Origin of the sequence: Spirosoma taeanense (genome assembly GCF_013127955.1) — a bacterium.
GTDB classification, from domain to species: Bacteria; Bacteroidota; Bacteroidia; order Cytophagales; family Spirosomataceae; genus Spirosoma; species Spirosoma taeanense.
On the sequence record NZ_CP053435.1, the window covers coordinates 3,728,225 to 3,752,738 of the forward strand.

Sequence of the window (24,514 nt, forward strand, 5' to 3'; positions counted from 1 at the left end):
TTAGCCGGATGCCAGGCCGACAGACTGGCCGGGCAGGCTGATTACTTATCCGGCTCTTTGGCCCTCAATGAGTTTACATTTAGCGATTTCGACTACTTTTACAGCCCCGTTTGCTGCAACTGAGCGGGGCTTTTTGCGTACGAATGAATCAGAAACTCTTTTATTCGCTGGTCCTTGCCGTCGTGGGCGCCCTGTTTTTTATCCCGTTTCTGGGTGGCGTTCGCCTGTTCGACTGGGATGAAATAAATTTTGCCGAGTGTTCGCGGGAGATGGTCGTTTTGGGCGATTACCTGCGTGTCCATATTGATTTCAAACCCTTCTACGAGAAACCACCTTTCTTTTTCTGGTGCCAGTCGTTGATGATGAATCTGTTTGGCCCAACTGAGTTTGCGGCCCGGCTGCCCAATGCAATCTGCGGCATTATCACGCTTATTTACCTGTATCATCTGGGTTCCAAACTGCATGGCCATCGCTTTGGCCTGATCTGGGCGCTGGCTTATCTGGGGTCCGTTACGCCCCACCTCTATTTCCGCTCCGGCATCATTGACCCGTTTTTCAACCTGTTCATTTTTGGTGGACTGGTCAACCTGATTTTTGCCTCCTGGAAACGCGAAGGCATCGCCAGCAACCTGCTCATAACCCGGGGCGTGTGGAATTACCTGTTTATCGGTGGCTTCGTACTGGGTATGGGAATCATAACCAAAGGCCCGGTAGCTTATCTGATCGTGTGTCTGGTGCTGGGAATCTATTGGATGCTGAGCCGATTCCGCTGGTTCATTACGCCCGCCCAGTTTATTTTTTACTCGCTGGCCGCTTCGCTTCTGTCGGTAACCTGGTACGGCATCGAGACGCTGCAGCACGGCGCTACGTTTGCCCGCGAGTTCTTAAGTTATAATTTCCGGCTCTTCAGCCAGCCCGATGCCGGTCATGCCGGTTTTCCTGGCTACCACTTCATTATTCTGCTGGTGGGCTGCTTCCCGGCCTCTATCTTCGCTATCCGGGCGTTCGGATCGCTGTTCATCGAACGGAGTTATCAGCGCGAATTCCGGCGGTGGATGCTCATTCTGTTCTGGGTGGTGCTGATTCTGTTCAGCGTTGTTCAGTCGAAGATTGTTCATTACTCCTCGCTCTGCTACTTTCCCGTCACCTACCTGGCAACGTTGACGCTTACGCATCTGGAAGACCGAAAAATTCAGTTTAACAACTGGCTACGGGCGGGTCTGATTATTGTCGGGGGCGTTTTTGTGCTGGCTACGATTGCCTTACCAATTCTGGCTCATCGCATGGATCTGGTAAAATCCATTGCCGATCAGGATGCCTTTACGCAGGCCAATCTGAACGCCAGCATCAACTGGACCGGCTGGGAAGTGCTGCCCGGTATCTGGCTGTTCATTATTCTGGTTCTGACAATTCGCTGGTTTAGCCGGTATGAAGTAAATCGGGCGGTCGTGACGCTCTTCGGCGGTATGGCCGTGTTTATTACGCTCACGCTCTGGTTTTTCATCGGGCGCATCGAGGGCATTTCGCAGGCGGCTGCCATGCGGTTCTTTGAGCGGGCGCAGGGCCAGAACGTTTACGTCAAAGCATACGGTTACCGCAGTTACGGCCCCTTTTTCTATACGCGGAAACCGCCCGTCACCAATCCCAATTATTACAACGACAACTGGTTGCTGCGCGGTAAGATCGATAAAGACGTGTGGTTTATCAAGAAAAACACCGATCGGAACACCCCGCTCGATTCGCTGCCCGACATTCAGAAAACAGGCTCAGAAAACGGGTTTGTGTTCTATCGACGCCGGGCCAGATAGACGCCTTACAGGCAGATGTCGCCCAGTCGGTCTTCGTCCATTACGAACACATTGAAATCAACCCGCCCCCGGATGCCCTGCACCCAGCCGCTCTGATTATGCTGCCAGAGATATAACTTGTCGGCGTCGTAGTTACGCAGATGAGGATTGGAGTAGTCAGCAATCCAGAGCGGATACTCATCCATATTGCCTTTAATATATCGACGGTACAGATTACCGTTGGTGTAAATGATAGGACGGGCGTGATAATGCGCTTCGATGGTTTCAAGCCAGAGCCGCAGTCCATCAATGATCGTTTTGTCGGACTGTCCGTTGGTCACCTCAAAATCAACCACCGGGGCAAAATCGCCCGGGCTGAGTTCAACGTGCCGGATAAAATTGCTGGCCTGCTTTAACGGATCGCGCGTGGGGTGGTAGAAATGGTACGCGCCCCGGCGCAAAGCCGATTTTTTGGCTTCCCGCCAGTTTTTGTCGAAGTGCTTATCCGCCAGCGTTGCGCCTTCGGTAGCTTTGATAAAGACAAACTGCAGGCGCACCCCATCGGCCTCCATCTGGCGAACACGTTGCCAGTTGATCCGGTCATTATGCCGCGAGACGTCGATTCCATGAATCCCATACCGCATCGGAACGCGAATGCCGAACGCCTTCACAAACCGCCAGTCCATCTCGTCTTTTGCGCGGGAGCGAAACACCCAGACAACGACAAACAGCACCATCAACGCCGAAATCCACAGTCCGTAACGACGAAAAATGATGTTGACCAGAACGCGGCTCTTCATGCAAATTAATTGGTTTCCGGGCCGAAAATACGGTTTCTCCCTGAATAGAATGCATACAAAAAAGCCCCCTGCAGGAACAGAAGGCTTTTCTTCCCGGAAAGCACGAAGATTAGTCGTGTCCTTCCAGCTTCACTAATTTGTTGTATAGGCCCAGAATCAGGAACGGAGCTGCCCACTGACCAACGAACAGACTACGGTCACGGTCGCCCACCGCTTGTAAATACAGTGAAACTGCCATGGACCCTAATGCCGACCATAAGAAAATGTCGGACGGCAATTTGGCAGTTTGTTCTTCAATGGCCTCTGCCACCGGCCCTTCATCATGCTGCGGATTCTGATTTTTCTTTGCCATAACGTTAGCGCTGTTTAAAATGGGAAACACTGTGCTAACGGTAGACGAAGAAGGTTTGTTTGAAGTTTTATAGCCAACGCCATAGCCTAGGACCGGCGAAGCGTCCTAACGGGCTGCTAACTTTTTATTTATTCGGCTGGGGCGTTGTGCGCAGATAAGGCTTAACAAACGTAACCCCTTTCGGAAACTTCCCTTCCAGCTGGTCGTTGGTTACGGCTGGGGTTACGATCACGTCTTCGCCCTCCTGCCAGTCCGCGGGAGTAGCCACCTGGTAGTCGGCTGTCAGTTGCAGCGAGTCGATGACGCGCAGCAACTCGTTGAAATTGCGGCCTGTCGAAGCCGGATAGGTCAGCGTCAGTTTAATTTTCTTATCAGGCCCAATCACAAATACCGAGCGCACAGTCGATTTCTCGCTTGCGTTCGGATGGATCATATCATACAGTTCGGCCACTTTCCGGTCGGAGTCGGCAATGAGCGGAAAGTTTACTTCCGAGCCGGTTACGTCTTTAATATCGGGCGTCCAGCGGTTATGCGAATCCAGATCATCGACCGACACGGCAATAACCTTTACGTTTCGCTTGCTGAACTCGTCTTTCAGCAACGCGGTACGGCCTAACTCGGTTGTGCAGACCGGCGTAAAATCAGCCGGGTGTGAAAACAGCATTCCCCATGAATTGCCCAGCCATTCGTGAAAACGAATGTGGCCCTGCGTGGTGTCGGCCTCAAAATCGGGCGCGATGTCTCCTAAGCGAAGTGACATGATTAAACGATTTTAATTGATAAACTCGATAAACTTAATCTAGTAATAGTGAAACGGAAAAACCGGCATGATGGCCGGTTTACGGAGGCAAACGTAAACCGGAAATAAAAAATTTCAAATCAGTTTCTCTTCAACAGCAATGCGCACCAGTTCGGCGGCATTTCGTACCTGCAGCCGACGCATCATATTAGCCCGGTGGTTATCAACGGTGCGTACGCTGAGCTGGAGCCGCTCGGCAATTTCGCGGCTGCTCATCCCATCAACCAGAAACTGCAGAATTTCTTTTTCCTTATTCGATAACCGTGATGGCTGAACGTCGCGGCTTTGTTTGCTGCCTTTTTTAAGCTGTTGCATATAGCCGCTCAGAATAATCGACGCCACTGGCGAGCTGTAATATTTTTCGCCGGATGCGATCATCCGGATGGCTTTTACCATTTCATCCGACGACGAATCTTTCAGGATATACCCGTAGGCCCCGGCTTCCACCGACCGCAGAATGTAATCTTCATTGTTATGCATCGAGAGCATCAGCACCCGCACGTGCTTGTGCAGCCGCGAAATGACCTGCGTTGTCTGGATACCCGACATACCGGGCAGGGAAATATCCATCAGGACCAGATCGGGCAGCGTGGCGTCGGCCTGGTGGGTTTTCAGTTTCTCAAGGGCTTCTTCGCCGTCGTTAGCTTCGTCGATGATCTCTAATCCTTCGGCCTGTTCCAGTAACAACCGAATCCCGTCGCGGACAATCGAGTGATCGTCCACCAGCATTAATTTAGTTGGCGTCATAATGAGCGGATTGCATCTGATAAGGAATACTGATCTGTATTTTAGTGCCTTTGCCCGGCACCGAGGTGATTTTTAATTTTCCGTTGAGCAGTTTGGCGCGTTCGTGCATATTGTGGAGTCCCTGCGAAGGGATCCGTCCGTTGGTTGATGCGGTCAGGCGGTGTTCGTCCAGTCGAAACCCCCGGCCATCGTCCGTGACGAGCAGATGAATAAATTTTTCACGCTCGATCAGTTCGATATGAACGTGGGAAGGGTACGCGTGGCGAACCGCATTACTGACGGCTTCCTGCGCTACCCGATAAAGCATGATTTCAACGTTTTTATCCCAACGGGGCGTTGCTGCCGCCAGATTAGTTTCGAACGTTACGTCAACCTGATCGCTGCGGTCATTTTCGGCCAGCATTTTCAACGCCGGCACGATCCCGAAATCACTCAGCACGGTTGGCATGAGGTTATTGGAAATCGTGCGCGTTTCCTGAATCGTTTGGGTCACTAACTTTTTCAGATTGCTGATATTCCTGGCGTAAACCGGTAAGGCAACCGGTTCATTTCCCGTAGCGGGAACAGCCATACTACGTTTCATACCGGCTTCCAGCCCTTCAATCTGCAGTTTGATGGCCGTCAGCATCTGCCCCAGTCCGTCGTGAAGTTCGCGCGACAGCCGTTTACGCTCATCTTCCTGACCCGCAATCAGATATGACGTACGCAGCTTCTGTTCGTCAATCTGACGTTCATACTGTTCTTTCGTCGCTTCAAACAGTTTCTGCCGGGTTTCTTTCAGGGATTTGTTTACGTTCAGCAGTTCGCGGTTGGCGGCTGTTGTCTGGCTTTCGGCCTCAATCAGCTGCGCAATCGTCTGGCGGAGCTTGCGGGCAGCCGGGCGGAAAATCCAGACACCTATACCAATCAGGACCGCTATGGAAATACCGTATAAATAGAACTCGATAACCTGCAGCCGGGTAAGTTTGGTACGCAGTTCGCCCGTGTATTCCCGAACAATACCGTCCATTTTTTCCAGAAACGGCTTTTCGTTGGCCAACAGCAATCGCAGACTGGCCTGCATGACGGGCTGATTAATCTCATCAGGCTGCTGCAGCGTCATCAACTGGCGAACACTGCGCTGAAACGCTTCGAATTGCGGGCGAATGCCGTTATAGAGCTGCTGAATTGAATCTGAGTTAGGAATTGCGATGTCGTGATCCGGCACCCGTCCCTGCCGAACCTGCAAATGATACTTTTCGAACTTGGGGAAAACCTGCCGGAGCTCGGCAACGTTATAGGTGAAATTGGTGCGTTCGCTGGGATCGGCCAGCTGCAGGGCCTGTTTAACAATCTGCTGGCTCTGATGGCGTTGTAAAGCCGCGTATCGAATAATCCAAAGCTCGTCCTGCACAGCGCTTAACCGCCATTGGGTCAGAATTTGCCCTATTGTCAGCAGGGCCGCTAAGACAATGAGCAGGGTCACGTACAAACGTGTGAACCGGAATGGAATTGCCTGATTCGTTTCTGTGTTATCGCTGAGTAGGTCCGACACGTCAAATCTGATCGAAGCCAATAATTGAGTAAATGTAGTAATTTTCGTAGTTTTACTTCACATTCGATAGCATTATGCCCAACGCCATGAACCGTCTGTTGTTTGCTGCGCTGCTCGCCAGCCTGATTTCGTTCTCATTCCGTCTGCCGGTGGCAACTCCCGCTGAGGTTCGAGCTTCGGCACGGACCGTATCTACACTGGCTGCTGAGCCGGTAAAGCTATCCTGGGAGGTTCTGCGGGATGTTACGTTCAAGAAAAAATGGTACGCTGAGGAGTCGGTCTATATGCTTTATCCTACCTTCGGGCAGGGTATCCAGAAGCTTAACGGCAAGGCGGTCGAACTGACGGGCTACGTGCTGCCGGTTGATCTGGAATCGAATACCTACGTACTTTCGGCGTTTCCTTACAGCGCGTGTTTTTTCTGCGGTGGTGCTGGCCCCGAATCGGTCGTGTCGCTGAAGTTTAAGAAGAACAGCAAGAAATTCAAGACCGACGAACGTCGGACGTTCCGCGGCACGCTCAAGCTGAACGCTGATAACATATACGAACTGAACTACATTCTGGCCGACGCCGAAATGATCGAGCAATAAGTTACTCAATAGCATTACATAAAAAAATCCTGCTGATTCAGATCAGCAGGATTTTTTTATGACGGGTAATCTACAAAAAAACCACTTGGTCAGAGTGGCGTCTTTGTTCAGGTGGAGATAGTCGGATTCGAACCGACGGCCTCTACAATGCCATTGTAGCGCTCTAGCCAACTGAGCTATACCCCCAAATTAAGAGAACCAAAACAAAGTTAAACCAGCGGCCAGTCCTGTTTTGTGGGTGCAAATATGAGGAAAAATTCAAAACGCCCCAAACCAGGTCTCTAAAATTTTAGTCCGATTCAATCATTTATCCGTTTGCTCATGGAGGATTTGTTTTGTAGTAACATTTGCGTAGCTTTGGTTATAGTCCCGCTGACGTATGCATACCGTTTATATCCTCTACAGCCCCTCGACCGACCAATACTATATCGGCCAAACCAAAGACCTGAAAATCAGCCTGTGGCAGCACAATGCCAAAACGAACCCTGCCACGGCCGATGGTAAACCCTGGGAGGTGAAATTCACGCGGCAGTTTGCAACCCGCAACGAAGCGCTGAGTCTGGAAATGAAACTGAAAAATAAAAATCGGGCCTATTGGGAGGAACTGATCAGTAATCCGCAACCAGCTGCCTGATTTTACAGTAAAAACAAAAAGCCACGGCTCGCCGTGGCTTTTTGTTTTTGCCCGTTTATAACTCATCGGGTTAAAATGGACGTAATGCCTTCACAAACCGCCCTTTAAAGTAATCCGTAAACAGATTATCCTCCCGAACGCCCCGCGAGGAGGATGCGTGAATGAAGCGAATATTCTGCGCACCGTTCACCTCCGTCACGATACCCGTGTGCGAGACGTAACCCGCCTGCCCTTTGTCGGGCACAAAAAAGATCAGGTCTCCCGGTAGAATTTCCTCTACTTCCACTTCCCGGCCCACCTCCGACTGCTGCCACGAGATGCGGGGCATGCGTAAACCTACCGTATTGAAAACAGCGTAAACCAGACCTGAACAGTCAATTCCTTGCGACGTATTGCCGCCGGACCGGTACGGCGTACCAGTATAAGTACGGGCAATTTTAACAACTTCGGGCACGTAGCGATTCTCGTAGGTGCGGGTATCGACCACTTTACCAGCCGACTTTGCCGACGCTGCGGTGGGCCGGGAAGTCGTTCGACGGGCAACCGGCCGCGTCGCGGCCGGACGACGACTGACCGAATGCGACGACCCTGAAGAACGAAGAACCTCACACGAGGTGAGCATTGCAAGCAGGCAAGCACTCAGTAGAACGGGTCGACTGGCGGCCCGGAACCAGCGTTGTTGCATACAGATGGGATTAGGATTCGTGGGCTACCAGATATTAAGCCTTTATCCGACCTGGCAAACGTTCCAGGGCTTCGGCCAGACATCCAGTAGCCAACCAGTTTATAATGGCAACTTATCAAATCTTCATTGATAACGCAACCCGCTTGCGGACCGTATCCACTTCCAGCACTTTAACTTTTACTTTCTGGTACACCTTCACCACGGTTTTCGGGTCCGATACGTAATGATTGGCTAGTTGCGACACGTGAACCAGTCCGTCCTGTTTAACGCCGATGTCCACAAAAGCGCCAAAGGCCGTAATGTTCGTTACGACGCCGGGCAATACCATTCCTTCCCGAAGATCCTCCAGGGAACGAACGCGGGCGTCGTATTCAAAGACCGATAGCTGTTCGCGTGGATCGCGGCCCGGTTTTTCAAGCTCGGCCAGAATGTCGCGCAGGGTGGGCAGACCCACAGCATTTGTTACGTACCGTTCGGGCCGAATCTGCTGACGCAGTTCCGGCCGACGCATCAGATCGGCTACCGTAGCGTTCAGGTCGGCCGCCATCCGTTCCACAACGGCGTATCGCTCGGGGTGAACGGCACTGTTGTCCAGCGGGTTCTTAGCCCCGTCGATGCGCAGGAACCCGGCGCACTGCTCAAACGCTTTCGGTCCGAGACGCGGAATCTTTTTGAGCTGTTCGCGGGAGGTAAACGCCCCGTTCTGCGCCCGATAGGCCACAATATTCCCCGCCAGTTGCGGACCCAGCCCCGATACGTAACGTAGCAGATAGGCACTGGCCGTATTGAGCGAAACACCTACCTGGTTCACGCAGCTTTCGACCACCGAATCCAGGCTGTTTTTGAGGTCGGTCTGGTCCACATCGTGCTGGTACTGCCCTACCCCGATGGATTTGGGATCAATCTTGACTAGTTCAGCCAGCGGGTCCATGAGCCGGCGACCAATGCTCACAGCGCCCCGCACCGTTACGTCGCGATCAGGGAATTCCTCGCGGGCCACTTCCGAAGCCGAATAAACGGACGCTCCCTGTTCACTGACCATGAAAACGGGTTTACCCAGATTCAGACTTTGGATAAACTCTTCCGTTTCGCGGCCAGCCGTACCGTTGCCAATGGCAATCGCGTCGATTGTATACTGCTCGATGAGTTTCTGTACGGTTTGTACTGCCTGCTGCTTCTGCCCTTCCGACTGGAACAGATACAGGACCGCATCGGTCAGCAGATTCCCCTGCGCGTCGAGGCAAACGGATTTACAGCCCGTTCGATAGCCCGGATCAATCGCCAGCACGCGCTGTCGCCCCAGCGGTGAACTCAGCAACAGCTGGCGCAGATTATCGGCAAAAATCTGGATGGCCTCGGCATCGGCTTTTTCCTTGGAGCGGTTGTCAAACTCGGTTTCCAGGGCGGGCTTCAGCAGACGTTTATAGCCATCGCGTACGGCCAGCGCTACCTGCTCTTTGCAGGCGGGCGTTCCATTGACAAACTGCCGTTCCAGTCGTTCAATAGCTACCTCTTCATCGGGGCCGATGCTAACGTTCAGAAAGCCCTCGGCCTCACCCCGACGTAACGCCAGCAGCCGGTGAGACGGCACCCGCCGGAGTGGTTCGGCAAAATCAAAGTAATCCTTATACTTGGCACCCTCGGTTTCTTTCCCTTTTTTGACAACCGAGCGGATAATCGCTTCTCGTTCAAACAGATTCCGGATACGCTGACGCGCGTCGGCGTCTTCACTGATGCGCTCAGCCAGAATGTCGCGGGCACCCTGCAGGGCGTCGGCCACCGAGGGTACAGCGTCAGACAGGTAGCGCTGCGCGGCCCGGTCAATATTCGTTTCGCGCTGGATAAGCAGCAGATTCGCCAGGGGTTCAAGCCCCCGCTCCATGGCGATCGTGGCGCGGGTTTTGCGTTTCTGTTTATAAGGCAGATACAGGTCTTCGAGTTCGGTGAGAGAGTCGGCGGCTTCCAGCTTCCGGCGCAGGTCGGCCGTAAGCTTGCCCTGCTCATCAATCGCTTTCAGAATAGCCTCCCGGCGTTTGTCGAGGTCGAGTAGTTTCTGATACGTGTCTTTAATCTGCCCAATCTGCACCTCGTCCAGCTGGCCGGTAGCTTCTTTGCGGTAGCGGGCGATAAAGGGAACGGTGGCTCCGCCGTTCAGGAGGTCAATGGTGGCACTCACCGACCGGGCGTTCAGGCCAAGCCGGGCGGCAGTACGTTGTTCGGGACTGGGAACTGTTGCGGGTTGAGTCATGTACTACAAGGAGAAATCGAACCACAAAAATGCCCCCAAGACCCGATAGAGCAAAAAAAAACATGCCAGCTGGCATGTTTTTTACAACGGTTGTCTTGGTATATCTTACGATTAAGCCATTTCGACGTTTACGGCATTTAAGCCTTTCTTACCGCGCTCGACATTGAACTTAACTTTGTCGTTTTCACGGATTTGGTCGATGAGACCGGAAGCGTGGACGAAGATGTCTTCACCACCGTCATCGGGTTTAATGAAGCCAAACCCTTTGGTTTCATTAAAGAATTTTACAGTTCCTGTTTGCATTGCTTGTTAAAATTTAAGCGAAGGACGTCACAATAATATTGATTTCCAAATCTGGCCGGATTTATTTTCCAATAACTTTTTATCCGCTAAACACGGCCACGGGCCTCAATTCGATTATTTATCACTTTTTCAACAGCAATCAGCAGATTATGCTGGTAAAGTATGTTCGCTCTAAACCGAATTTAGAAGTAACTAAGCTACCGGATGTACTACTGCTAGTAAGACTGCGCAGGAATCTGATCGACGGTATTCGCCTACTAATTGTGATGAATAAGTTAATCGGCCAGATACGGCAGGTACGGCTCCAGTTTATCGGTTTCCCGAAAGGCCGCAACGTGCTGGAGACGGTTCCGGTAGGCGTCGTACCGGAGTTCAACGTAAAAGTCGTTCAGACTATATAGCAGGAAGATATGTTCGCCTTCGTAGCGGTTCGCCAGAATATCGCCTTTGAAATACAGAATGTCAGATTGCTCGGTGGCAGGTAGTGTTGAGAAGTAGAGGGGCGTCATAAAGACTAAGCGGCTACGGTTTGCGGTTCAAAGAACGCAAAAAGCACAGCGGCTCGCAAGATTTTCATAGCGTACAAAACGAACACTATATAATATAGATGTACGACAATACAACCCAGGCGGCTCATTCTCAGGTTATCTTAGAGTAGCATTCCTTTCTGATGATACAGTGTTTTGCCTCACCAGAAAGGAACTTACCTTAGCCTACGTAATCTTAACCTCGCGGCCGGTGCGGGCGGCCTGGTAAACGGCCTCTACGATTTTAATGTCGCGGAGTCCTTCCTCGCCCCCAACCAAAACAGGTTTATTGTTCAGAATCGCTTCGGCGTCATCGTCCATCTGCTTCGTCTGCTGCCAGGGAACCTCGTAGGGGTGCTGAATTTTATTCCCATTCCAATCGCCAGCTTGACCGTTATAAGCCGAGTAGGGCTCCATACGCAGCGTTCCTTTGCTACCCGTTACGTGCAGGTAGTTCATATTCATGCCGTAGCTGGTTTGCAGAGATGCCCGCGCTCCGCTCGGGAAAACCAGTTGAATCATAGAGGTTTCGTCCAGGCCATTTTTATAGACCTCTGGCCGGCTCGTGAACTGCTGGGCCGTAACGGCAATTGGCTCCTCGCCGGTGGCCAGCCGGGCTCCCTGCAACACATACACGCCCATATCATACATGACGCCCCCGCCCATTTCTTTCTTCTGTTTCCAATGGTCAGTACGGGCGTCGTAATAGCCAGCCGCGCAGTTCACCATCAGCACCTTTCCAATCTTTCCGTCGCGCAGGACTTTGACATATTCCTGCGTGTTGGGCTCGTGGTGCAGCCGGTAGCCAACCGTCAACACCCGCTTGTTTTTGGTGCAGGCATCAATCATGTTCTGGCATTCTTTGGCCGTAACCGCCATCGGCTTCTCGACCCAGACGTGCTTGCCGGCTTTAGCCGCCCGAATGACGTACTCTTCGTGCATGGAGGGGGGCAGTACCACATAGACCACGTCAATATCGGGGTTGTTGGCGATCTGATCGAAGGTCTGGTAGGAATAGATATTCTTATCCGGAATGTTGTACTGCTTTTTCCATTTTTCGGCCTTGGCGGGTGTTCCGGTCACAATTCCGGCGAGGTAACAATTCTTGGTTTTTTGCAGGGCCGGGGCCAGCAGATCCGTGCTATAATAGCCAAGACCCACCAGTGCGACGCCCAGTTTTTCTTTCTTAGGGGCGGTAGCCGCCAGCAGGACGTTGGGCGAAATCGTGGCAGCGGCACCGGTCAGCGCTGCCGCGTGCAGGAAGGTTCTGCGCGAAGTCATAAGGTTAGCGGTTGAAGTTTAGCGTTTATGGTTTGAAGTTCGCAGACAAACTGCAAACGACCATGATGGTCAGCAAACAATTTTCCCGCCGAACCCGCCCGCTAAGACTTTTGTTGAGAATTGGGTGGTCAGTTCCGAACCCGTTAATTTTGCCCTATGTCTAAGAAAGTTAATATTGGTCTGGTGCAGATGAGTTGCTCGGCAGATGTCGAGGCCAACATCCAGAAGGCCATCACTGGTATCCGCGAGGCCGCTCAGAAAGGTGCTCAGATCGTTTGTTTGCAGGAATTATTTACCTCGCTTTATTTCTGCGATGTAGAGGATCACCATAATTTCAGCCTGGCCGAAGCCATTCCCGGTCCGACGACCGAACGTCTGGGCAAGGTAGCCGGCGAACTGGGCGTGGTCATCGTGGCCTCGCTGTTCGAGAAGCGGGCGCAGGGGCTGTACCACAACACCACCGCCGTGCTGGATGCCGACGGAAGTTATCTCGGTAAGTACCGTAAGATGCACATTCCTGACGATCCGGGCTATTACGAGAAGTTTTACTTCACCCCCGGCGACCTCGGCTATAAAGTATTCGACACCAAATTCACCCGTATTGGCGTGCTGATCTGCTGGGATCAGTGGTATCCGGAAGCAGCCCGTATTACGTCGCTGATGGGTGCCGAGGTCCTGTTTTACCCCACGGCCATCGGCTGGGATACCAACGAACCAGACCCGGCCCAGAATACGGAGCAGTATAACGCCTGGCAGACCATCCAGCGCAGCCACGCCATTGCCAACGGCGTTCACGTGGTGGCCGTTAACCGCGTGGGCCGCGAAGCCGACCAGCAGTTCTGGGGTGGTTCGTTTGTGTCGAACCCCTTTGGGTCGCTGCTGTATCTGGCCCCGCACGATCAGGAGGTTGTGCATGTGCAGGAGATTGACCTGGCCAGTTCGGAGAAGTACCGCACCACCTGGCCGTACTTCCGCGATCGGCGTATTGATTCCTACCAGCCGATTACGAAGCGGTATATTGATGAGTAAGAACGCTGGTTTCTTTATTCTTCATTTCCTATTTCTTACGTCGCTCTGCCGCCCTTGTCCCGTTTCATGAAAGTATTCGCCTTGTTTCTATTAGCCAGCTTAGCCGGATTAGGAATATGGTATGTTCAGCTCAGTCAACCCGCCGAGCCCACTGCCGTGCGGTTGCAGGGTTCATTACCCCCGCAGATATCGTTAACTCCAACGCCCCGCGCCCACTTTTCGCCCACGACACGTAAGGGTTACTACAACATCGATGCCATAGGCGATTTTACGCTGCCCGCCACGAAAACCATTACGTTCTGCGGGGCCGGACGGAATCTGCACGTGCAGCAGGATCGTAGTAAACTTTTTCGACGGGGTTTTACGTCTATTGAGCAGACCCGCATGATTGAGGGCGTGGAGATCTGGACCAACGGCATGCCACCCCAGAACTGGCATAGCAGCCTGCAACCCAGTCAGCGCGCATTGATTCTATATCAGAACTATTTCGCCGATGCGTTCGGTCTGGACTGGGCCCGCAACAGTGAACAGGCGCGGGATATGCTGTACCAGAACCCACCCGGTGCGCGTAGCAATAACCGCAACACGCTGTACCAGGCGTCGATGGAACTGCGCGGAGGTTGTGTCAGCTTCGGCGACTGTCCGCCCGGTGATATGAAGAGTACCTTTAGCAAGATTTTTCTGGATATTGAAAACGAAGGGACCAGCCTGGGCAATCGGCAGGAACAGGCCAATCTGTACACCTTCATGATGAAGACGTTGAAGGAGAACGTGAGTCAAAAGACGGAGATTGGCTCGATAGCCCCCGTTCCACACAACAGCTTTGGCAATTCGAGGGCGGAACATTATACCGCTGGTCCGGACTGGCTCTGGAACATGCCCGCCCGCCAGACGGCCAGTAGTAAACAGCGCGGCATGCCCGATGCGATTGTGGGGAAGTCGTATGCCGACTACGCTGATTTTCAGATGCCCGGCACGTATTACCTCTTTCCGGACTTTGACTATTCAGCCTCCCACACGGGCGATGGCGACCGGCACTGGCTGGCTTCGCTGCTAGCCGAGCAGGAGGTGAACCGGAAACTGTCGCCCAAGAAACGGATTGCCTGGCATTGGTTATTCAACACCCAGAGCAGCGACTACCCTAACAGCGGTAAAGCCGAACATCCGGCCCCTCCGGCCATTGCCGAGGGTATGGGCATCTTTTACTGGTTTACGGGTGCCTACGGCGTCCTGTTCTGGGACGATCATAAAGATCTGACACCCGACCAGCCCTCCCACACCGACTCGGCTCAGAAAGGGTTGGGAAACGACCGGAATTATGCTTGCTATGAACATTACCTGCATGGTCTCTGGCGGCTGTTCCGGCACCACGGCGATCTGTTCAACGGCCGCGAAACCTACCTGAACGAAGCCACCGAATGTTCCTTCGACGGCGGGCAGAGCTGGTTAAAATATAACGCTAACCAGCTCAAAACGCGTAATCTGCCATTTGTGCGGGCAATTGTTAACGGGAACCAGATTCTGATAGCCGCCACCAAAGCCTACGACCTCCCGAACCAGACCAGTCAGGTGATGGTGCGTTACGTTGAGAATGGCTATAACTTTTACACAACCCTAACCCTCAAAGGCGATGAAATTTCTCTCGGTCGGGCCACCATGAACCGGCGGGTCCGTCAGCAGGGATAGTCTTTAATCGTCAATACAATAAACGTATGCATGTTGGTATTGAAATCGGCGGCACCAAGCTGCAGCTCGTCACGAGCGATGCTTCCGGCCAGATTACGCAGCGATTCCGTTACGTCATTGACCCGGCGCGGGGCGCAGCGGGGATTCTGAACCAGCTTGAGCAGACGCTTCACCAGCTTCCTCAATCGCCTGAGGCTATTGGCGTTGGTTTTGGCGGGCCCGTGGACTGGCAGACTGGCCGGATTGCGGCTTCCCACCAGGTTGAAGGTTGGGCCGGTTTTGACCTGAGCACCTGGCTTACGGAGCGCGCTCCGGCGGCTCAGGTCCGGATTGATAACGACGCCAACGTAGCGGCTCTGGGCGAGGCCCGGCGGGGCGTAGCAACGGGGTTCGAGCGGGTGTTTTACGTGACGCTCGGCAGTGGCGTTGGCGGAGGTATGGTCGTCAACGGGCAATTGTATCATGGCGCGCTACCCGGCGAAGCCGAAATTGGTCATTTATGGCTGGTGCCGCCCGACTCGTCGGGTTCGCCGGGCCAGACCATCGAGCAAACCATCTCGGGCTGGGCCGTTGACCAGCAGATTCGGGAACTGCTGCCCCAGTTGCCGGCCGATTCGGTTTTGAAGCAACTGGTAACGGAGTCTCAGGCAGCCGGTTCAGCCGGGGGGGAAGCCCGGTTTCTGCATCCGGCATACGAAGCCAGCGACCCCGTAGCCCGGATGCTGATCGAACAGATCGGTTCGGTGCTGGCGCTTGGCCTGTCGCACGTTGTACATCTGTTCCATCCCGAAGCGCTTGTGCTGGGTGGGGGACTATCCCTGATTGGCGAGCCTTTGCGGGCGGCTGTCCGGCAGGCGTTACCGCGCTTTGTCATGAAATCCTTTCATCCGGTGCCCATTGTGCTGCTGGCTAAACTTGGCGAAGATACGGTCCCGATGGGTGCCCTTTCGTTAGTCAGTACGTTGTAAACCAGACTGAAACAGGCGCTGTAAACTGAACCCGTTACTTTTTAATAACATGAACCAGACGTATCTCCAGACGTATATTGACCGGCAGAAAGCCGCTTACGATGCTATCCCGCTCGACCAGGTTGAGCAGATTATTCAATTGATTCACAAATGCTGGGAAGAAGACCGGCAGCTGTTTGCGTTCGGCAATGGCGGCAGTGCGTCCAACGTATCTCACTTTATTACCGATCTGGGCAAGAGCGCTTCCGACCGAATGGGCCGACGCTTCCGCTGCCTTTCTCTAAACGAAAACGTTGCGTGGATCACGGCCCTGGGTAATGATTATGCCTACGAGGACGTTTACGTGCAGCAGCTTCGCAACTATGCCCGCCCCGGCGATTTAGTGCTTACCCTGAGCGTCAGCGGCAACTCGCCAAACGTCGTCAAAGCCGTGCAGTGGGCCAATGCGAATGGCCTCACCACCATCGGTCTCGTCGGAGGCAAACGCGGACAGGTGGCCGATCTCGCCCAGGAGGTCATTGTTATCAACGACACGCACTACGGCCGGGTCGAAGATGCCCAGATGACGATCTGCCACATGATTTGCTATTCGTTCATTGAATCTTAGATCCTGACTCAGGAGTAGCGGTCATTCCGCCATGGGTAAGCCGTGTTTGAATAGCCGCGCTCCTCCCAGAACCCCAACTGGTTTTTCGATAGAAATTCGATGCGTTTAATCCATTTGGAACCTTTCCAGGCGTAAAGCTGGGGAGTAATCATTCGTAAAGGCCCGCCATGTTCGCGCGTCAGCGGCTGACCGTCGGCCGTGTGTACAAGCAGCACGTCGGGCTTGAGCGCTTCTTCGAGTGATACATTAGTCGAATAACCGTCGTAACCATAGCACATCACGTGCGTAGCCGAGCCTTTGGGGTCGACCAGAGCCGCCAGGTCCATGAACCGAACGCCCACCCAGGGCACATCCAGCCGCGACCAGGTCGTTACGCAGTGAAAATCGCTGGTATCTTCCACCTGAGGTAAGGCCATTAGATCGTCCCATTTCAGACGAACCGGGTTATCTACTTCCCCATCGATAGCCAGTTGCCATTTGTCGAGCGGTATATTGGGCTGGTAGCCCAGATCCAGCACGGGCCATTTTGTTGTAACGGTCTGCCCTACGGGTACGGCCGGCATACCGTGGCGATTAGGCGGCCCGGAACCCCGTGGCTTTTCGTCCTGCATGGAGGGCGTCTGAGCCATTTTTTCCTCAAACCGGCGTTTGAGTTTCATCCGGGCTTCGACGATTCGATCAGTTTTCTCGTTGGCTTCCATAGGTAGAGATTTTTCAGCACAGGCTGTTTTCTGTAAACTGAAAATTTCGGCCTGTAGTTTTTCAGCCTCCAAACGTAACGCCCGATAAACGGCCTGAGCGGATTACGCTACGCGCACATAGCTGCCCAGCAGTTTCACCTCGGCCGCGTGGTGGTTCAGAATCTCCTGAAGTGCCGGCTCGTCGGCATGACCTTCGCACTCGATCAAAAACCAGTACCGGAAAGTCGCTCCTTCACGCAGTGGCCGGCTCTCGATCTTGGTCAGGTTAATACGCCGGGCGTTGAACTCCTGCAGAAACTCCGCCAGCACCCCCGGCGACTCAGTATTGGCCAGTTTGGCAATGATAGTTGTCTTATCGTGGCCGCTGGGCTGATTTTTGAAATCTTTCGCCAGAATCAGGAAGCGCGTCCGGTTCAGGTCACTGTCTCCTATATTGTCGAACAGCACCGGCACATCGAACAGTTTGGCCGCAATATGTGAGCAGAGCGCAGCTGTACGGGGTTGCTGCGCAGCCAGTTTAGCCGCCCGGGAGGTCGATTCAACCGGTACCAGTTCGGCCTGCAGCCCCTCAAACGTATCGTTCAGAAACTTACTGCACTGACGGAACGCAATATCTTTGGAATAGATATGCGTGATGTCGGCCAGGTTCTCGGTCTGGGTGGCAAACGTAAAATGAACCGGAATCTGGGCCTCAGCGGCAATGGTTAGGTCTTTTTCGAGCAGCAGGTCAATAGCCTCCAGCACTACCCCTTCCTGGTTGTTTTCGATGGGGACAACTCCAAACCGAACCCGCCCCGTCTCGACGCTCTCAAATACGGATCGGATGGTCGGCAGGGCCATGTAATCGCTCATAGCACCAAACCGGCTCTCGGCAGCCTGATGCGTAAAGCTGCCTTCCGGCCCCAGAAACGCCACCCGTTCGGGTAATTCCAGATTGCGCGAAACGGCAAAGATTTCCAGGAAAATGGCTTCAATAGCCGACCGGTTCATCAGGCCGTTGTTTTGCCCATGCAGCCGGTCCAGAATCTGTTTTTCGCGTTCGGGCCGGTAAATGACCGCGTTGGTCGTGCGTTTCAGTTCGCCAACCCGACGAACCAGTTCCATCCGCTGATTCAGCAGGGTCAGGAGTTGGTCGTCAAGGGCATCAATATCATTACGGAGCGATTCGAGCGTCATTATCGTAAACAGTGCGCAGTCGGCACAAAAAAATAGGCAGTGTCCCACAAAAGTACACTGCCTACTGCCCACTGCAAACTGTTGTTTAAACTAAAGCTGCATCCTCGACGTCTTTCTCGATCCGCAGATTGTCGATAATGAACCGCTGGCGGTCGGGCGTGTTCTTGCCCATGTAATAGCTGAGCAGCTTCGGCACGGAGGTTTCCTTTTCCATAATCACCGGCTCCAGCCGCATGTTCTCGCCGATGAACAACCCAAACTCTTCGGGCGAAATCTCACCCAGCCCTTTGAAGCGCGTAATCTCGACTTTCTTGCCGCCTTTGGTAAGCTTGTTAATGGCCGCCTGTTTTTCTTCTTCCGAATAGCAGTACGTTGTTTCCTTGTGGTTTTTAGGATTACGTACCCGGAACAGGGGCGTTTCAAGAATATACAGATGCCCATTTCGCACCAGATCGGGGAAGAACTGCAGGAAGAACGTCAGCATCAGCAGCCGGATGTGCATACCATCGACGTCGGCATCGGTAGCAATGACAATCCGGTTGTAGCGCAGTCCCTCCAGGCCGTCCTCAATATCCAGGGCGTGCTGCAGCAGGTTAAACTCCTCATTTTCGTACACCACTTTCTTGGTCAGCCCAAAGCAGTTGAGCGGTTTGCCCCGCAGACTGAAAACGGCCTGCGACTGCACATTGCGCGATTTAGTAATAGACCCACTGGCCGAGTCACCCTCGGTAATGAACAGCGTCGACTGGTAGCGGTCTTCGGCTTTCAGGTCGGGCAGGTGATTGCGGCAGTCGCGTAGTTTTTTGTTGTGCAGACTGGCTTTTTTGGCCCGGTCGTTGGCCAGTTTCTTGATCCCGGCCAGTTCTTTACGTTCCCGCTCCGACTGCTCAATGCGTTTCTTCATCGCGTCGCGAATGGCCGGATTCATGTGCAGAAAATCGTCCAGGCGCTCTTTGACAAAATCCTTGACGAACGAGTTGACCGACTGCGCGTTTGGCTCGGGCGACATATTGATCGAGCCCAGCTTGGTTTTGGTCTGCGATTCAAATACCGGCTCCTGCACCCGGATACTGATGGCCGCAATTATCGACGCCCTGACATCGGCTACGTCGTAATTCTTGTCAAAGTGTTTACGGATGGTTTCGACGACCGCTTCGCGCAGGGCTGCCAGATGCGTACCACCCTGGGTGGTGTACTGACCATTAACAAACGAATAATATTCTTCGCCGTACTGGTTGCCGTGCGTCATGGCGATTTCCAGATCGTTCCCTTTCATGTGAATGATCGGGTAACGCAGTGAATCCTCGTCCGTCTTATTGCGGAGAAGATCGAGCAGACCGTTTTGCGAAATGTATTTTTGTTTGTTGAAGGCGATCGTCAGTCCGGCATTCAGGTAGCAGTAGTTCCAGATCATGTTTTCCAGATACTGCGGAATAAAATGAAAGTGTTTGAATACCGTGTCGTCCGGCTCAAAACAGATCAGCGTCCCGTTACGCTCATTGGTCGGCTCATCGCCTTTGTGTTTCAGGTCACCCCGTTCAAATTCGGCCCAGACGGTGCGACCATCCCGGAAGGACTGCACCCGGAAATAGCTCGACAGGGCGTTGACGGCCTTCGTACCGACGCCGTTCAGGCCAACCGATTTCTGGAAAGCACCGGAGTCGTACTTACCGCCAGTGTTGATCTTGGAAACGACCTCTACCACCTTACCCAACGGAATACCCCGGCCGTAGTCGCGGACTTCAACGCGGTGATCCGTCACGCGCACATCAATGATCTTACCAAAGCCCATTACGTGTTCGTCAATGCAGTTATCAATCGTTTCTTTAAGCAGGACATAGATGCCGTCGTCGGCAGCCGAGCCGTCGCCGAGTTTACCAATATACATGCCCGGTCGCAGGCGGATGTGTTCGCGCCAGTCGAGCGAACGAATACTGTCTTCGTTGTACTGTACGGGCTGATTTGCCGGTTCTGTCATGGGTAATGGTCGGGTAATTTAAACGTAAGTGGCTGGTTTTCGCTTGCTTCAATTTAGGTATAACATTGGAAAAGTCATACGGCAAGCGAGCAGACAGGAAAAGAATCCACAGCCTAGGAAATCATTTATAATCCGGCAAAAGTTCATTTACTTTGCCGACTGAATAGTTGAAACGTACTACGCTTCCGATTGTGTCGTTACTTACAGGCCCTCGTTCGTGGTCAGCTAAGGGCTTTCGACATCTTAAAAATATGCAAAATTCCCGAAATAACCACAACTTCCTGTTAAACTTTTTTTCTGGATATCCCTTCTCCCTGCCGCTCTCTGTCAGGGTCTGTTTAACGGCGCTGAGTTTGGTTTTTAGCCTGTTTTCGGTGCAGGCACAGGTGGCTCCGTCCTCCCCGGGTGGTACTACCACAACTACTCCGGGCGCCGTCCGGTCGAGTTCAACACCGGCCTCCACGCAGGGTGTCAATATTAATAATTTACCAGCCAGTGTCCAGCAGCAAATCCGTCAGCAGGGCGGTCAGGCACCCGGTACCAATGTCCGGACCGGCCGCACGACGGCTCAGCCTACTAATCAGCCCGCCACCAACAACGGCCAGCCCATACGGACGAACCTGAACGCCCAGGGCCGGAACCTCAATCCCAGTGATACGACTGATCCAGGGCCAACGACCAACGCCGAAGTCATCGAGAATGGTTACGAGGCTGCCCGTCGGCGCGAACGCGAAGAAACCTACCGGAAGTTATTCGGCACGTCGATTTTCAACGATCCGGCCATGGCTACGACGTTTCAGCCTAATATCAGCATGGCTACCCCCCGCAACTACATTGTCGGGCCGGGCGATCGGCTGAACATCCGGATGTATGGTTACTCGGAAAGTGATTTCAGCCAGGTTATTTCACCCGAAGGTTACGTCTATATCGCTAAGCAAACCGGCATTGGCCCCATCTTCGTATCGGGCCTGTCGGTTGAACAGGCCAAAGCCCGCATCACCAGCCGGCTGGCAACCAAGTTCGTTGGCTTACGAAGCTCCTCCTACGGCCCTCAGAACACCTTCCTGGAAGTATCGCTGGGCGATATACGCAGCATCCGCGTGACGGTAACAGGCGAAGCGGTTCGGCCGGGTACCTATACACTATCGTCGCTTTCAACGGTCATGAACGCCATCTATCAGGCCGGTGGCCCGAATGAACTGGGCTCTTTCCGCAAAGTACAGCTCATCCGCAACAACCGCGTTGCAGCCACGCTCGACCTGTATGATTACCTCCTGAACGGTACGCAACACAATGATCTGCGGCTGCAGGATAATGATAACATTCGCTTTACGACCTTCATTTCCCGGGTTGAAATTACCGGAACGGTTAAGCGGAACAATATTTTCGAGATGCTGCCGGGCGAAACCCTCGACCGGCTTTTATTCTACGCGGGTGATTTTGCGGCCAATGCCTATAAAGGTCTCGTGAAAGTAACCCGCCTGACCGACCGCGAGCGCAAGGTGATCGACGTAACGGCTCCCGAGTTCAAAACGTTTGTGATGCAGGACGGCGACCTCGTCACGGTCGAGCAGTTGCTGGACCGCTTCGAAAATCAGGTAACGATTGAAGGGGCCGTGTACCGGCCGGGCCAGTATTCGCTCGACCAGAACAAGACCCTGAAGCAACTCATCAAAACGGCGGAGGGACTGAAAGGCGATGCGTTCACCGGTCGTATCAATATCGTCCGGACACGCGAGGACCTGGCCATCGAGAATATCACTATCAATCTGGCCAACGTCATGGCCGGCACCAGCCCCGATGTACAGCTTCAGCGCGAAGACCAGATTATTATCCCATCGCGCTTTGATCTGACCGAACAGGCGAGCATCTCGGTTCAGGGCGAGGTCAATCAGCCCCTGGAAGGGATTCCGTACATCATGAATATGACCCTCAATGATGCCCTGGTCCGGGTAGGCGGCCTGAAGGAATCGGCAGCGGCATCGCAGGTAGAGGTGGTGCGCCGGAAAAAAGACGTGGATCCGCGGTCGGCCTCCGCGCAGGTAGCCGAGATTTTCCGCTTTAACATCAACCGGGATCTGTCGCTGAATTCGGATGAGAACCGGTTTGTTCTGGAGCCGTTCGACCAGATCATTGTGCGCCGGTCGCCGAACTATCTGGTACAAACGTATGCCAACGTAGAAGGCGAAGTCATCCTGCCGGGTTCATACGCCATTCGGAGCAAAGATCAGAAGATTTCGGATCTAGTTCAACTGGCGGGCGGTCTGACTCCCCAGGCCTACATAGAAGGTGCCACGCTGGTTCGGCGCGTAAAACTAAGCCCCGACGAACTGTCTCGCCAGCAGCAATCCATTGAGGAACTGGCTGATGACACCAACAACAAGACTGTAGTTGAAACCGAAGCTCTTTCGCCCGATAAGCCGGAATCAATCGGCATCAACCTGAAGCGAATTCTGGCCAAACCAGGTTCGCAGGAAGATATTCTGGTGCAGGAAGGCGACGTGCTGCGCATTCCTAAACTGCTCGAAACGGTACGCCTACAGGGTGAAGTGCTGCTTCCCACAACGGTAAAGTACCGCCCCGGCCAGACCTTCCAGGACTATATTTCACAGGCCGGGGGCTTTACCTCCAAGTCGCAGCGTCGGAAAGCCTTTGTGGTGTATGCCAACGGCTCGGTAGATCGCACCCGCAAGTTCATGTTCTTCAATGTTTATCCACGGGTAGAGCCTGGCTCCGAAGTTGTTATTCCCAAGAAGACAACCAACCCATTGACACCGCAGCAGGTCCTGAGTTCGACAACCGGCATTGTTTCGTCGCTTCTGACGCTGGTCACGTTGATAATCGCTCTGGGCAGAACCCGATAAATTAGACAATCCGTCTGCAGCAATCATGAATCCAACGAACGCAACCAATCCAAACGGAGTAAACAATCTGGCAACGGCCCGAGCGCTGCCGCCGGATCAGATTTCGCCGAAGTCCGTTGTCCTGCGCCTGTTTCAGCTCAAGAACGTAGCCCGCAGAAACTGGAAACTCCTGCTCATTCTGACGGCAATTGGTGGCACTATTGGCTTTATTTACGACTTTACGCATAAAAAGAAGCCAGTCTATAACGCAGCCATCACCTTCAACCTGGGCGGAGGAGGCAATGGCGGCAACGCGTTTGGGGAACTGAGCCAGTTGGCCGGTGCCTTCGGTTTAAGCCAGGGCGCTCCGGATGCCAACATCTTCGTGGGCGACAACTTCCTGATTTACGCTAAGTCGCGGCCGGTCGTGGAAAAAACGCTTATGAAGCGGGACACCATCAACGGCAAAGACACCCTGCTGGTGAATTATTACATTAAGCACAGCGGCATCCGCGACGAAGAGTGGGAAGAAAGTGATACGTTACGCTCGTTTTATTTCACGCGCAGTAAGAAGCCGAGCGAATACACTAAACTTGAGCAGGTGGCCATGTCGGACATCTATACGCGTATCAAGTCGGAGATGAGCGTGACGCAGCCCGAACGTAAATCCTCGTTTATGGAACTGCGCTGCGGTATGCAGGACGAAATGCTGGCCGCTACCTTCCTGACGACCCATCTCGAAACCATCGAGGAAGATTACCGGCGAAAACAGACCAAAAAAACGCGGGAGATGTATGATCTGCTGAACTCGCGGGCCGATTCCATTGCCCGTGTGCTTACAGGTACGGAGAATCGTCTGGCACGATTTATGGACCAGAACCAGCAGGTTGTTGTAGCGCAGGGCCGGGTAACGGAAACGAAGCTGACTCGAAACTCAACGTTCCTCTCGACGCTGTACTACCAGGCGTTGCAGAGCGCCGATAACATGCGGTTGTCCCTGATTCGGGAGGCTCCGCTGTTTACCATTATCGAACCAGTGGCCTTTCCGCTGTATAAGGAAATCATTACGCCAGTAGGCATGCAGGCAGGCATTGCCCTGGGACTTGTTCTCTCGTTAATCGTTGTATTTTTGCGCGAGACCTTTCGCTCGGTCATGCAGGAAGACTAAATCAGGTTCTGGGCGAATAGGCAATAGCGGGCCGTTTAGCAACATCCGCCCCTGAGTCCCCGAATGGAAAA

22 protein-coding genes and 1 tRNA gene are annotated in these 24,514 nt (G+C 53.4%); 9 read left to right on the top strand and 14 right to left on the bottom strand.

The genetic code is table 11. The features are described 5' to 3' along the window. Positions 1 to 143: 143 nt before the first annotated feature. A complete protein-coding gene (locus tag HNV11_RS15590; RefSeq protein ID WP_171740548.1) occupies positions 144 to 1,808 on the top strand; it encodes an ArnT family glycosyltransferase in 1,665 nt (554 codons plus the stop codon). Positions 1,809 to 1,813: 5 nt separating this feature from the next. Here HNV11_RS15590 and HNV11_RS15595 read toward each other — a convergent pair whose 3' ends face one another. From HNV11_RS15595 to HNV11_RS15615, 5 genes are all read right to left on the bottom strand, one after another. Further along, positions 1,814 to 2,587, bottom strand: a complete 774-nt coding sequence (locus HNV11_RS15595) for a glycoside hydrolase family 25 protein (RefSeq protein ID WP_171740549.1) — start codon at positions 2,585 to 2,587, stop codon at positions 1,814 to 1,816. A 109-nt stretch (positions 2,588 to 2,696) separates the two neighbouring features. Continuing rightward, positions 2,697 to 2,939, bottom strand: coding sequence for a hypothetical protein (locus HNV11_RS15600; RefSeq protein WP_171740550.1), 243 nt, complete (start codon positions 2,937 to 2,939; stop codon positions 2,697 to 2,699). Between the two features lie 124 nt (positions 2,940 to 3,063). Next, entirely contained in the window at positions 3,064 to 3,699 is a 636-nt protein-coding gene (locus HNV11_RS15605; protein WP_171740551.1) for a peroxiredoxin, read from the bottom strand. 114 nt (positions 3,700 to 3,813) lie between these two features. After that, on the bottom strand, positions 3,814 to 4,467 hold the full coding sequence (locus HNV11_RS15610) for a response regulator (RefSeq protein WP_171742201.1): 654 nt from the start codon (positions 4,465 to 4,467) through the stop codon (positions 3,814 to 3,816). A gap of 4 nt (positions 4,468 to 4,471) precedes the next feature. Next, positions 4,472 to 6,019: a sensor histidine kinase gene (locus HNV11_RS15615; protein WP_171742202.1), complete on the bottom strand. Its 1,548-nt coding sequence runs from the start codon at positions 6,017 to 6,019 to the stop codon at positions 4,472 to 4,474. Positions 6,020 to 6,105: 86 nt separating this feature from the next. On the opposite strand from HNV11_RS15615, the gene HNV11_RS15620 reads away from it, so the two are divergent. Beyond that, positions 6,106 to 6,609, top strand: coding sequence for a DUF3299 domain-containing protein (locus tag HNV11_RS15620; protein ID WP_171740552.1), 504 nt, complete (start codon positions 6,106 to 6,108; stop codon positions 6,607 to 6,609). Positions 6,610 to 6,721: 112 nt separating this feature from the next. Here HNV11_RS15620 and HNV11_RS15625 read toward each other — a convergent pair. Then, positions 6,722 to 6,795: transfer RNA gene (locus HNV11_RS15625), tRNA-Ala, on the bottom strand. A gap of 193 nt (positions 6,796 to 6,988) precedes the next feature. Here HNV11_RS15625 and HNV11_RS15630 point away from each other — a divergent pair. Next, a complete protein-coding gene (locus tag HNV11_RS15630) occupies positions 6,989 to 7,243 on the top strand; it encodes a GIY-YIG nuclease family protein (protein WP_171740553.1) in 255 nt (84 codons plus the stop codon). A 70-nt stretch (positions 7,244 to 7,313) separates the two neighbouring features. On the opposite strand, the gene HNV11_RS15635 is transcribed toward HNV11_RS15630, so the two are convergent. The 5 genes from HNV11_RS15635 to HNV11_RS15655 form a co-directional block, all read right to left on the bottom strand. Then, positions 7,314 to 7,928: a C40 family peptidase gene (locus tag HNV11_RS15635; RefSeq protein ID WP_240163476.1), complete on the bottom strand. Its 615-nt coding sequence runs from the start codon at positions 7,926 to 7,928 to the stop codon at positions 7,314 to 7,316. A 115-nt stretch (positions 7,929 to 8,043) separates the two neighbouring features. Next, a complete protein-coding gene (locus tag HNV11_RS15640; RefSeq protein ID WP_171740554.1) occupies positions 8,044 to 10,176 on the bottom strand; it encodes a Tex family protein in 2,133 nt (710 codons plus the stop codon). 111 nt (positions 10,177 to 10,287) lie between these two features. Further along, a complete protein-coding gene (locus tag HNV11_RS15645; RefSeq protein WP_012925283.1) occupies positions 10,288 to 10,479 on the bottom strand; it encodes a cold-shock protein in 192 nt (63 codons plus the stop codon). Positions 10,480 to 10,754: 275 nt separating this feature from the next. Further along, positions 10,755 to 10,988 (bottom strand): hypothetical protein, encoded by a 234-nt coding sequence (locus HNV11_RS15650; RefSeq protein WP_171740555.1) that lies wholly within the window; start codon positions 10,986 to 10,988, stop codon positions 10,755 to 10,757. 204 nt (positions 10,989 to 11,192) lie between these two features. Beyond that, complete coding sequence (locus tag HNV11_RS15655) at positions 11,193 to 12,287, bottom strand: Gfo/Idh/MocA family protein (RefSeq protein WP_171740556.1); 1,095 nt, start codon at positions 12,285 to 12,287, stop codon at positions 11,193 to 11,195. A gap of 156 nt (positions 12,288 to 12,443) precedes the next feature. On the opposite strand from HNV11_RS15655, the gene HNV11_RS15660 reads away from it, so the two are divergent. The 4 genes from HNV11_RS15660 to HNV11_RS15675 all read left to right on the top strand — a co-directional run bounded on the left by HNV11_RS15660 (position 12,444) and on the right by HNV11_RS15675 (position 16,577). Beyond that, on the top strand, positions 12,444 to 13,316 hold the full coding sequence (locus HNV11_RS15660) for a carbon-nitrogen hydrolase (protein ID WP_171740557.1): 873 nt from the start codon (positions 12,444 to 12,446) through the stop codon (positions 13,314 to 13,316). Positions 13,317 to 13,382: 66 nt separating this feature from the next. Then, positions 13,383 to 15,002 (top strand): hypothetical protein, encoded by a 1,620-nt coding sequence (locus HNV11_RS15665; protein WP_171740558.1) that lies wholly within the window; start codon positions 13,383 to 13,385, stop codon positions 15,000 to 15,002. Between the two features lie 26 nt (positions 15,003 to 15,028). Continuing rightward, positions 15,029 to 15,970, top strand: a complete 942-nt coding sequence (locus HNV11_RS15670; RefSeq protein WP_171740559.1) for an ROK family protein — start codon at positions 15,029 to 15,031, stop codon at positions 15,968 to 15,970. 49 nt (positions 15,971 to 16,019) lie between these two features. After that, positions 16,020 to 16,577 (top strand): D-sedoheptulose-7-phosphate isomerase, encoded by a 558-nt coding sequence (locus HNV11_RS15675; protein WP_171740560.1) that lies wholly within the window; start codon positions 16,020 to 16,022, stop codon positions 16,575 to 16,577. An 8-nt stretch (positions 16,578 to 16,585) separates the two neighbouring features. On the opposite strand, the gene HNV11_RS15680 is transcribed toward HNV11_RS15675, so the two are convergent. From HNV11_RS15680 to HNV11_RS15690, 3 genes are all read right to left on the bottom strand, one after another. Then, positions 16,586 to 17,278, bottom strand: a complete 693-nt coding sequence (locus HNV11_RS15680) for a sulfite oxidase-like oxidoreductase (protein ID WP_171740561.1) — start codon at positions 17,276 to 17,278, stop codon at positions 16,586 to 16,588. Positions 17,279 to 17,380: 102 nt separating this feature from the next. Next, positions 17,381 to 18,454, bottom strand: coding sequence for a prephenate dehydratase (gene pheA, locus HNV11_RS15685; protein ID WP_171740562.1), 1,074 nt, complete (start codon positions 18,452 to 18,454; stop codon positions 17,381 to 17,383). Positions 18,455 to 18,539: 85 nt separating this feature from the next. Next, positions 18,540 to 20,432, bottom strand: coding sequence for a DNA topoisomerase IV subunit B (locus HNV11_RS15690; RefSeq protein ID WP_171740563.1), 1,893 nt, complete (start codon positions 20,430 to 20,432; stop codon positions 18,540 to 18,542). 251 nt (positions 20,433 to 20,683) lie between these two features. On the opposite strand from HNV11_RS15690, the gene HNV11_RS15695 reads away from it, so the two are divergent. Together HNV11_RS15695 and HNV11_RS15700 are read left to right on the top strand one after the other, a co-directional pair. After that, positions 20,684 to 23,296 (top strand): polysaccharide biosynthesis/export family protein, encoded by a 2,613-nt coding sequence (locus HNV11_RS15695; RefSeq protein ID WP_171740564.1) that lies wholly within the window; start codon positions 20,684 to 20,686, stop codon positions 23,294 to 23,296. Positions 23,297 to 23,321: 25 nt separating this feature from the next. Beyond that, on the top strand, positions 23,322 to 24,443 hold the full coding sequence (locus tag HNV11_RS15700; RefSeq protein ID WP_171740565.1) for a GumC domain-containing protein: 1,122 nt from the start codon (positions 23,322 to 23,324) through the stop codon (positions 24,441 to 24,443). Positions 24,444 to 24,514 lie beyond the last annotated feature (71 nt).

Coding starts and splice junctions, on each gene's coding strand:
- HNV11_RS15590 (WP_171740548.1), top strand. CDS start 144: ATGAATCAGAAACTCTTTTATTCGCTGGTCCTTGCCGTCGTGGGCGCC.
- HNV11_RS15595 (WP_171740549.1), bottom strand. CDS start 2,587: ATGAAGAGCCGCGTTCTGGTCAACATCATTTTTCGTCGTTACGGACTG.
- HNV11_RS15600 (WP_171740550.1), bottom strand. CDS start 2,939: ATGGCAAAGAAAAATCAGAATCCGCAGCATGATGAAGGGCCGGTGGCA.
- HNV11_RS15605 (WP_171740551.1), bottom strand. CDS start 3,699: ATGTCACTTCGCTTAGGAGACATCGCGCCCGATTTTGAGGCCGACACC.
- HNV11_RS15610 (WP_171742201.1), bottom strand. CDS start 4,467: ATGCTGGTGGACGATCACTCGATTGTCCGCGACGGGATTCGGTTGTTA.
- HNV11_RS15620 (WP_171740552.1), top strand. CDS start 6,106: ATGAACCGTCTGTTGTTTGCTGCGCTGCTCGCCAGCCTGATTTCGTTC.
- HNV11_RS15630 (WP_171740553.1), top strand. CDS start 6,989: ATGCATACCGTTTATATCCTCTACAGCCCCTCGACCGACCAATACTAT.
- HNV11_RS15635 (WP_240163476.1), bottom strand. CDS start 7,928: ATGCAACAACGCTGGTTCCGGGCCGCCAGTCGACCCGTTCTACTGAGT.
- HNV11_RS15640 (WP_171740554.1), bottom strand. CDS start 10,176: ATGACTCAACCCGCAACAGTTCCCAGTCCCGAACAACGTACTGCCGCC.
- HNV11_RS15645 (WP_012925283.1), bottom strand. CDS start 10,479: ATGCAAACAGGAACTGTAAAATTCTTTAATGAAACCAAAGGGTTTGGC.
- HNV11_RS15650 (WP_171740555.1), bottom strand. CDS start 10,988: ATGACGCCCCTCTACTTCTCAACACTACCTGCCACCGAGCAATCTGAC.
- HNV11_RS15655 (WP_171740556.1), bottom strand. CDS start 12,287: ATGACTTCGCGCAGAACCTTCCTGCACGCGGCAGCGCTGACCGGTGCC.
- HNV11_RS15660 (WP_171740557.1), top strand. CDS start 12,444: ATGTCTAAGAAAGTTAATATTGGTCTGGTGCAGATGAGTTGCTCGGCA.
- HNV11_RS15665 (WP_171740558.1), top strand. CDS start 13,383: ATGAAAGTATTCGCCTTGTTTCTATTAGCCAGCTTAGCCGGATTAGGA.
- HNV11_RS15670 (WP_171740559.1), top strand. CDS start 15,029: ATGCATGTTGGTATTGAAATCGGCGGCACCAAGCTGCAGCTCGTCACG.
- HNV11_RS15675 (WP_171740560.1), top strand. CDS start 16,020: ATGAACCAGACGTATCTCCAGACGTATATTGACCGGCAGAAAGCCGCT.
- HNV11_RS15680 (WP_171740561.1), bottom strand. CDS start 17,278: ATGGAAGCCAACGAGAAAACTGATCGAATCGTCGAAGCCCGGATGAAA.
- pheA (WP_171740562.1), bottom strand. CDS start 18,454: ATGACGCTCGAATCGCTCCGTAATGATATTGATGCCCTTGACGACCAA.
- HNV11_RS15690 (WP_171740563.1), bottom strand. CDS start 20,432: ATGACAGAACCGGCAAATCAGCCCGTACAGTACAACGAAGACAGTATT.
- HNV11_RS15695 (WP_171740564.1), top strand. CDS start 20,684: ATGCAAAATTCCCGAAATAACCACAACTTCCTGTTAAACTTTTTTTCT.
- HNV11_RS15700 (WP_171740565.1), top strand. CDS start 23,322: ATGAATCCAACGAACGCAACCAATCCAAACGGAGTAAACAATCTGGCA.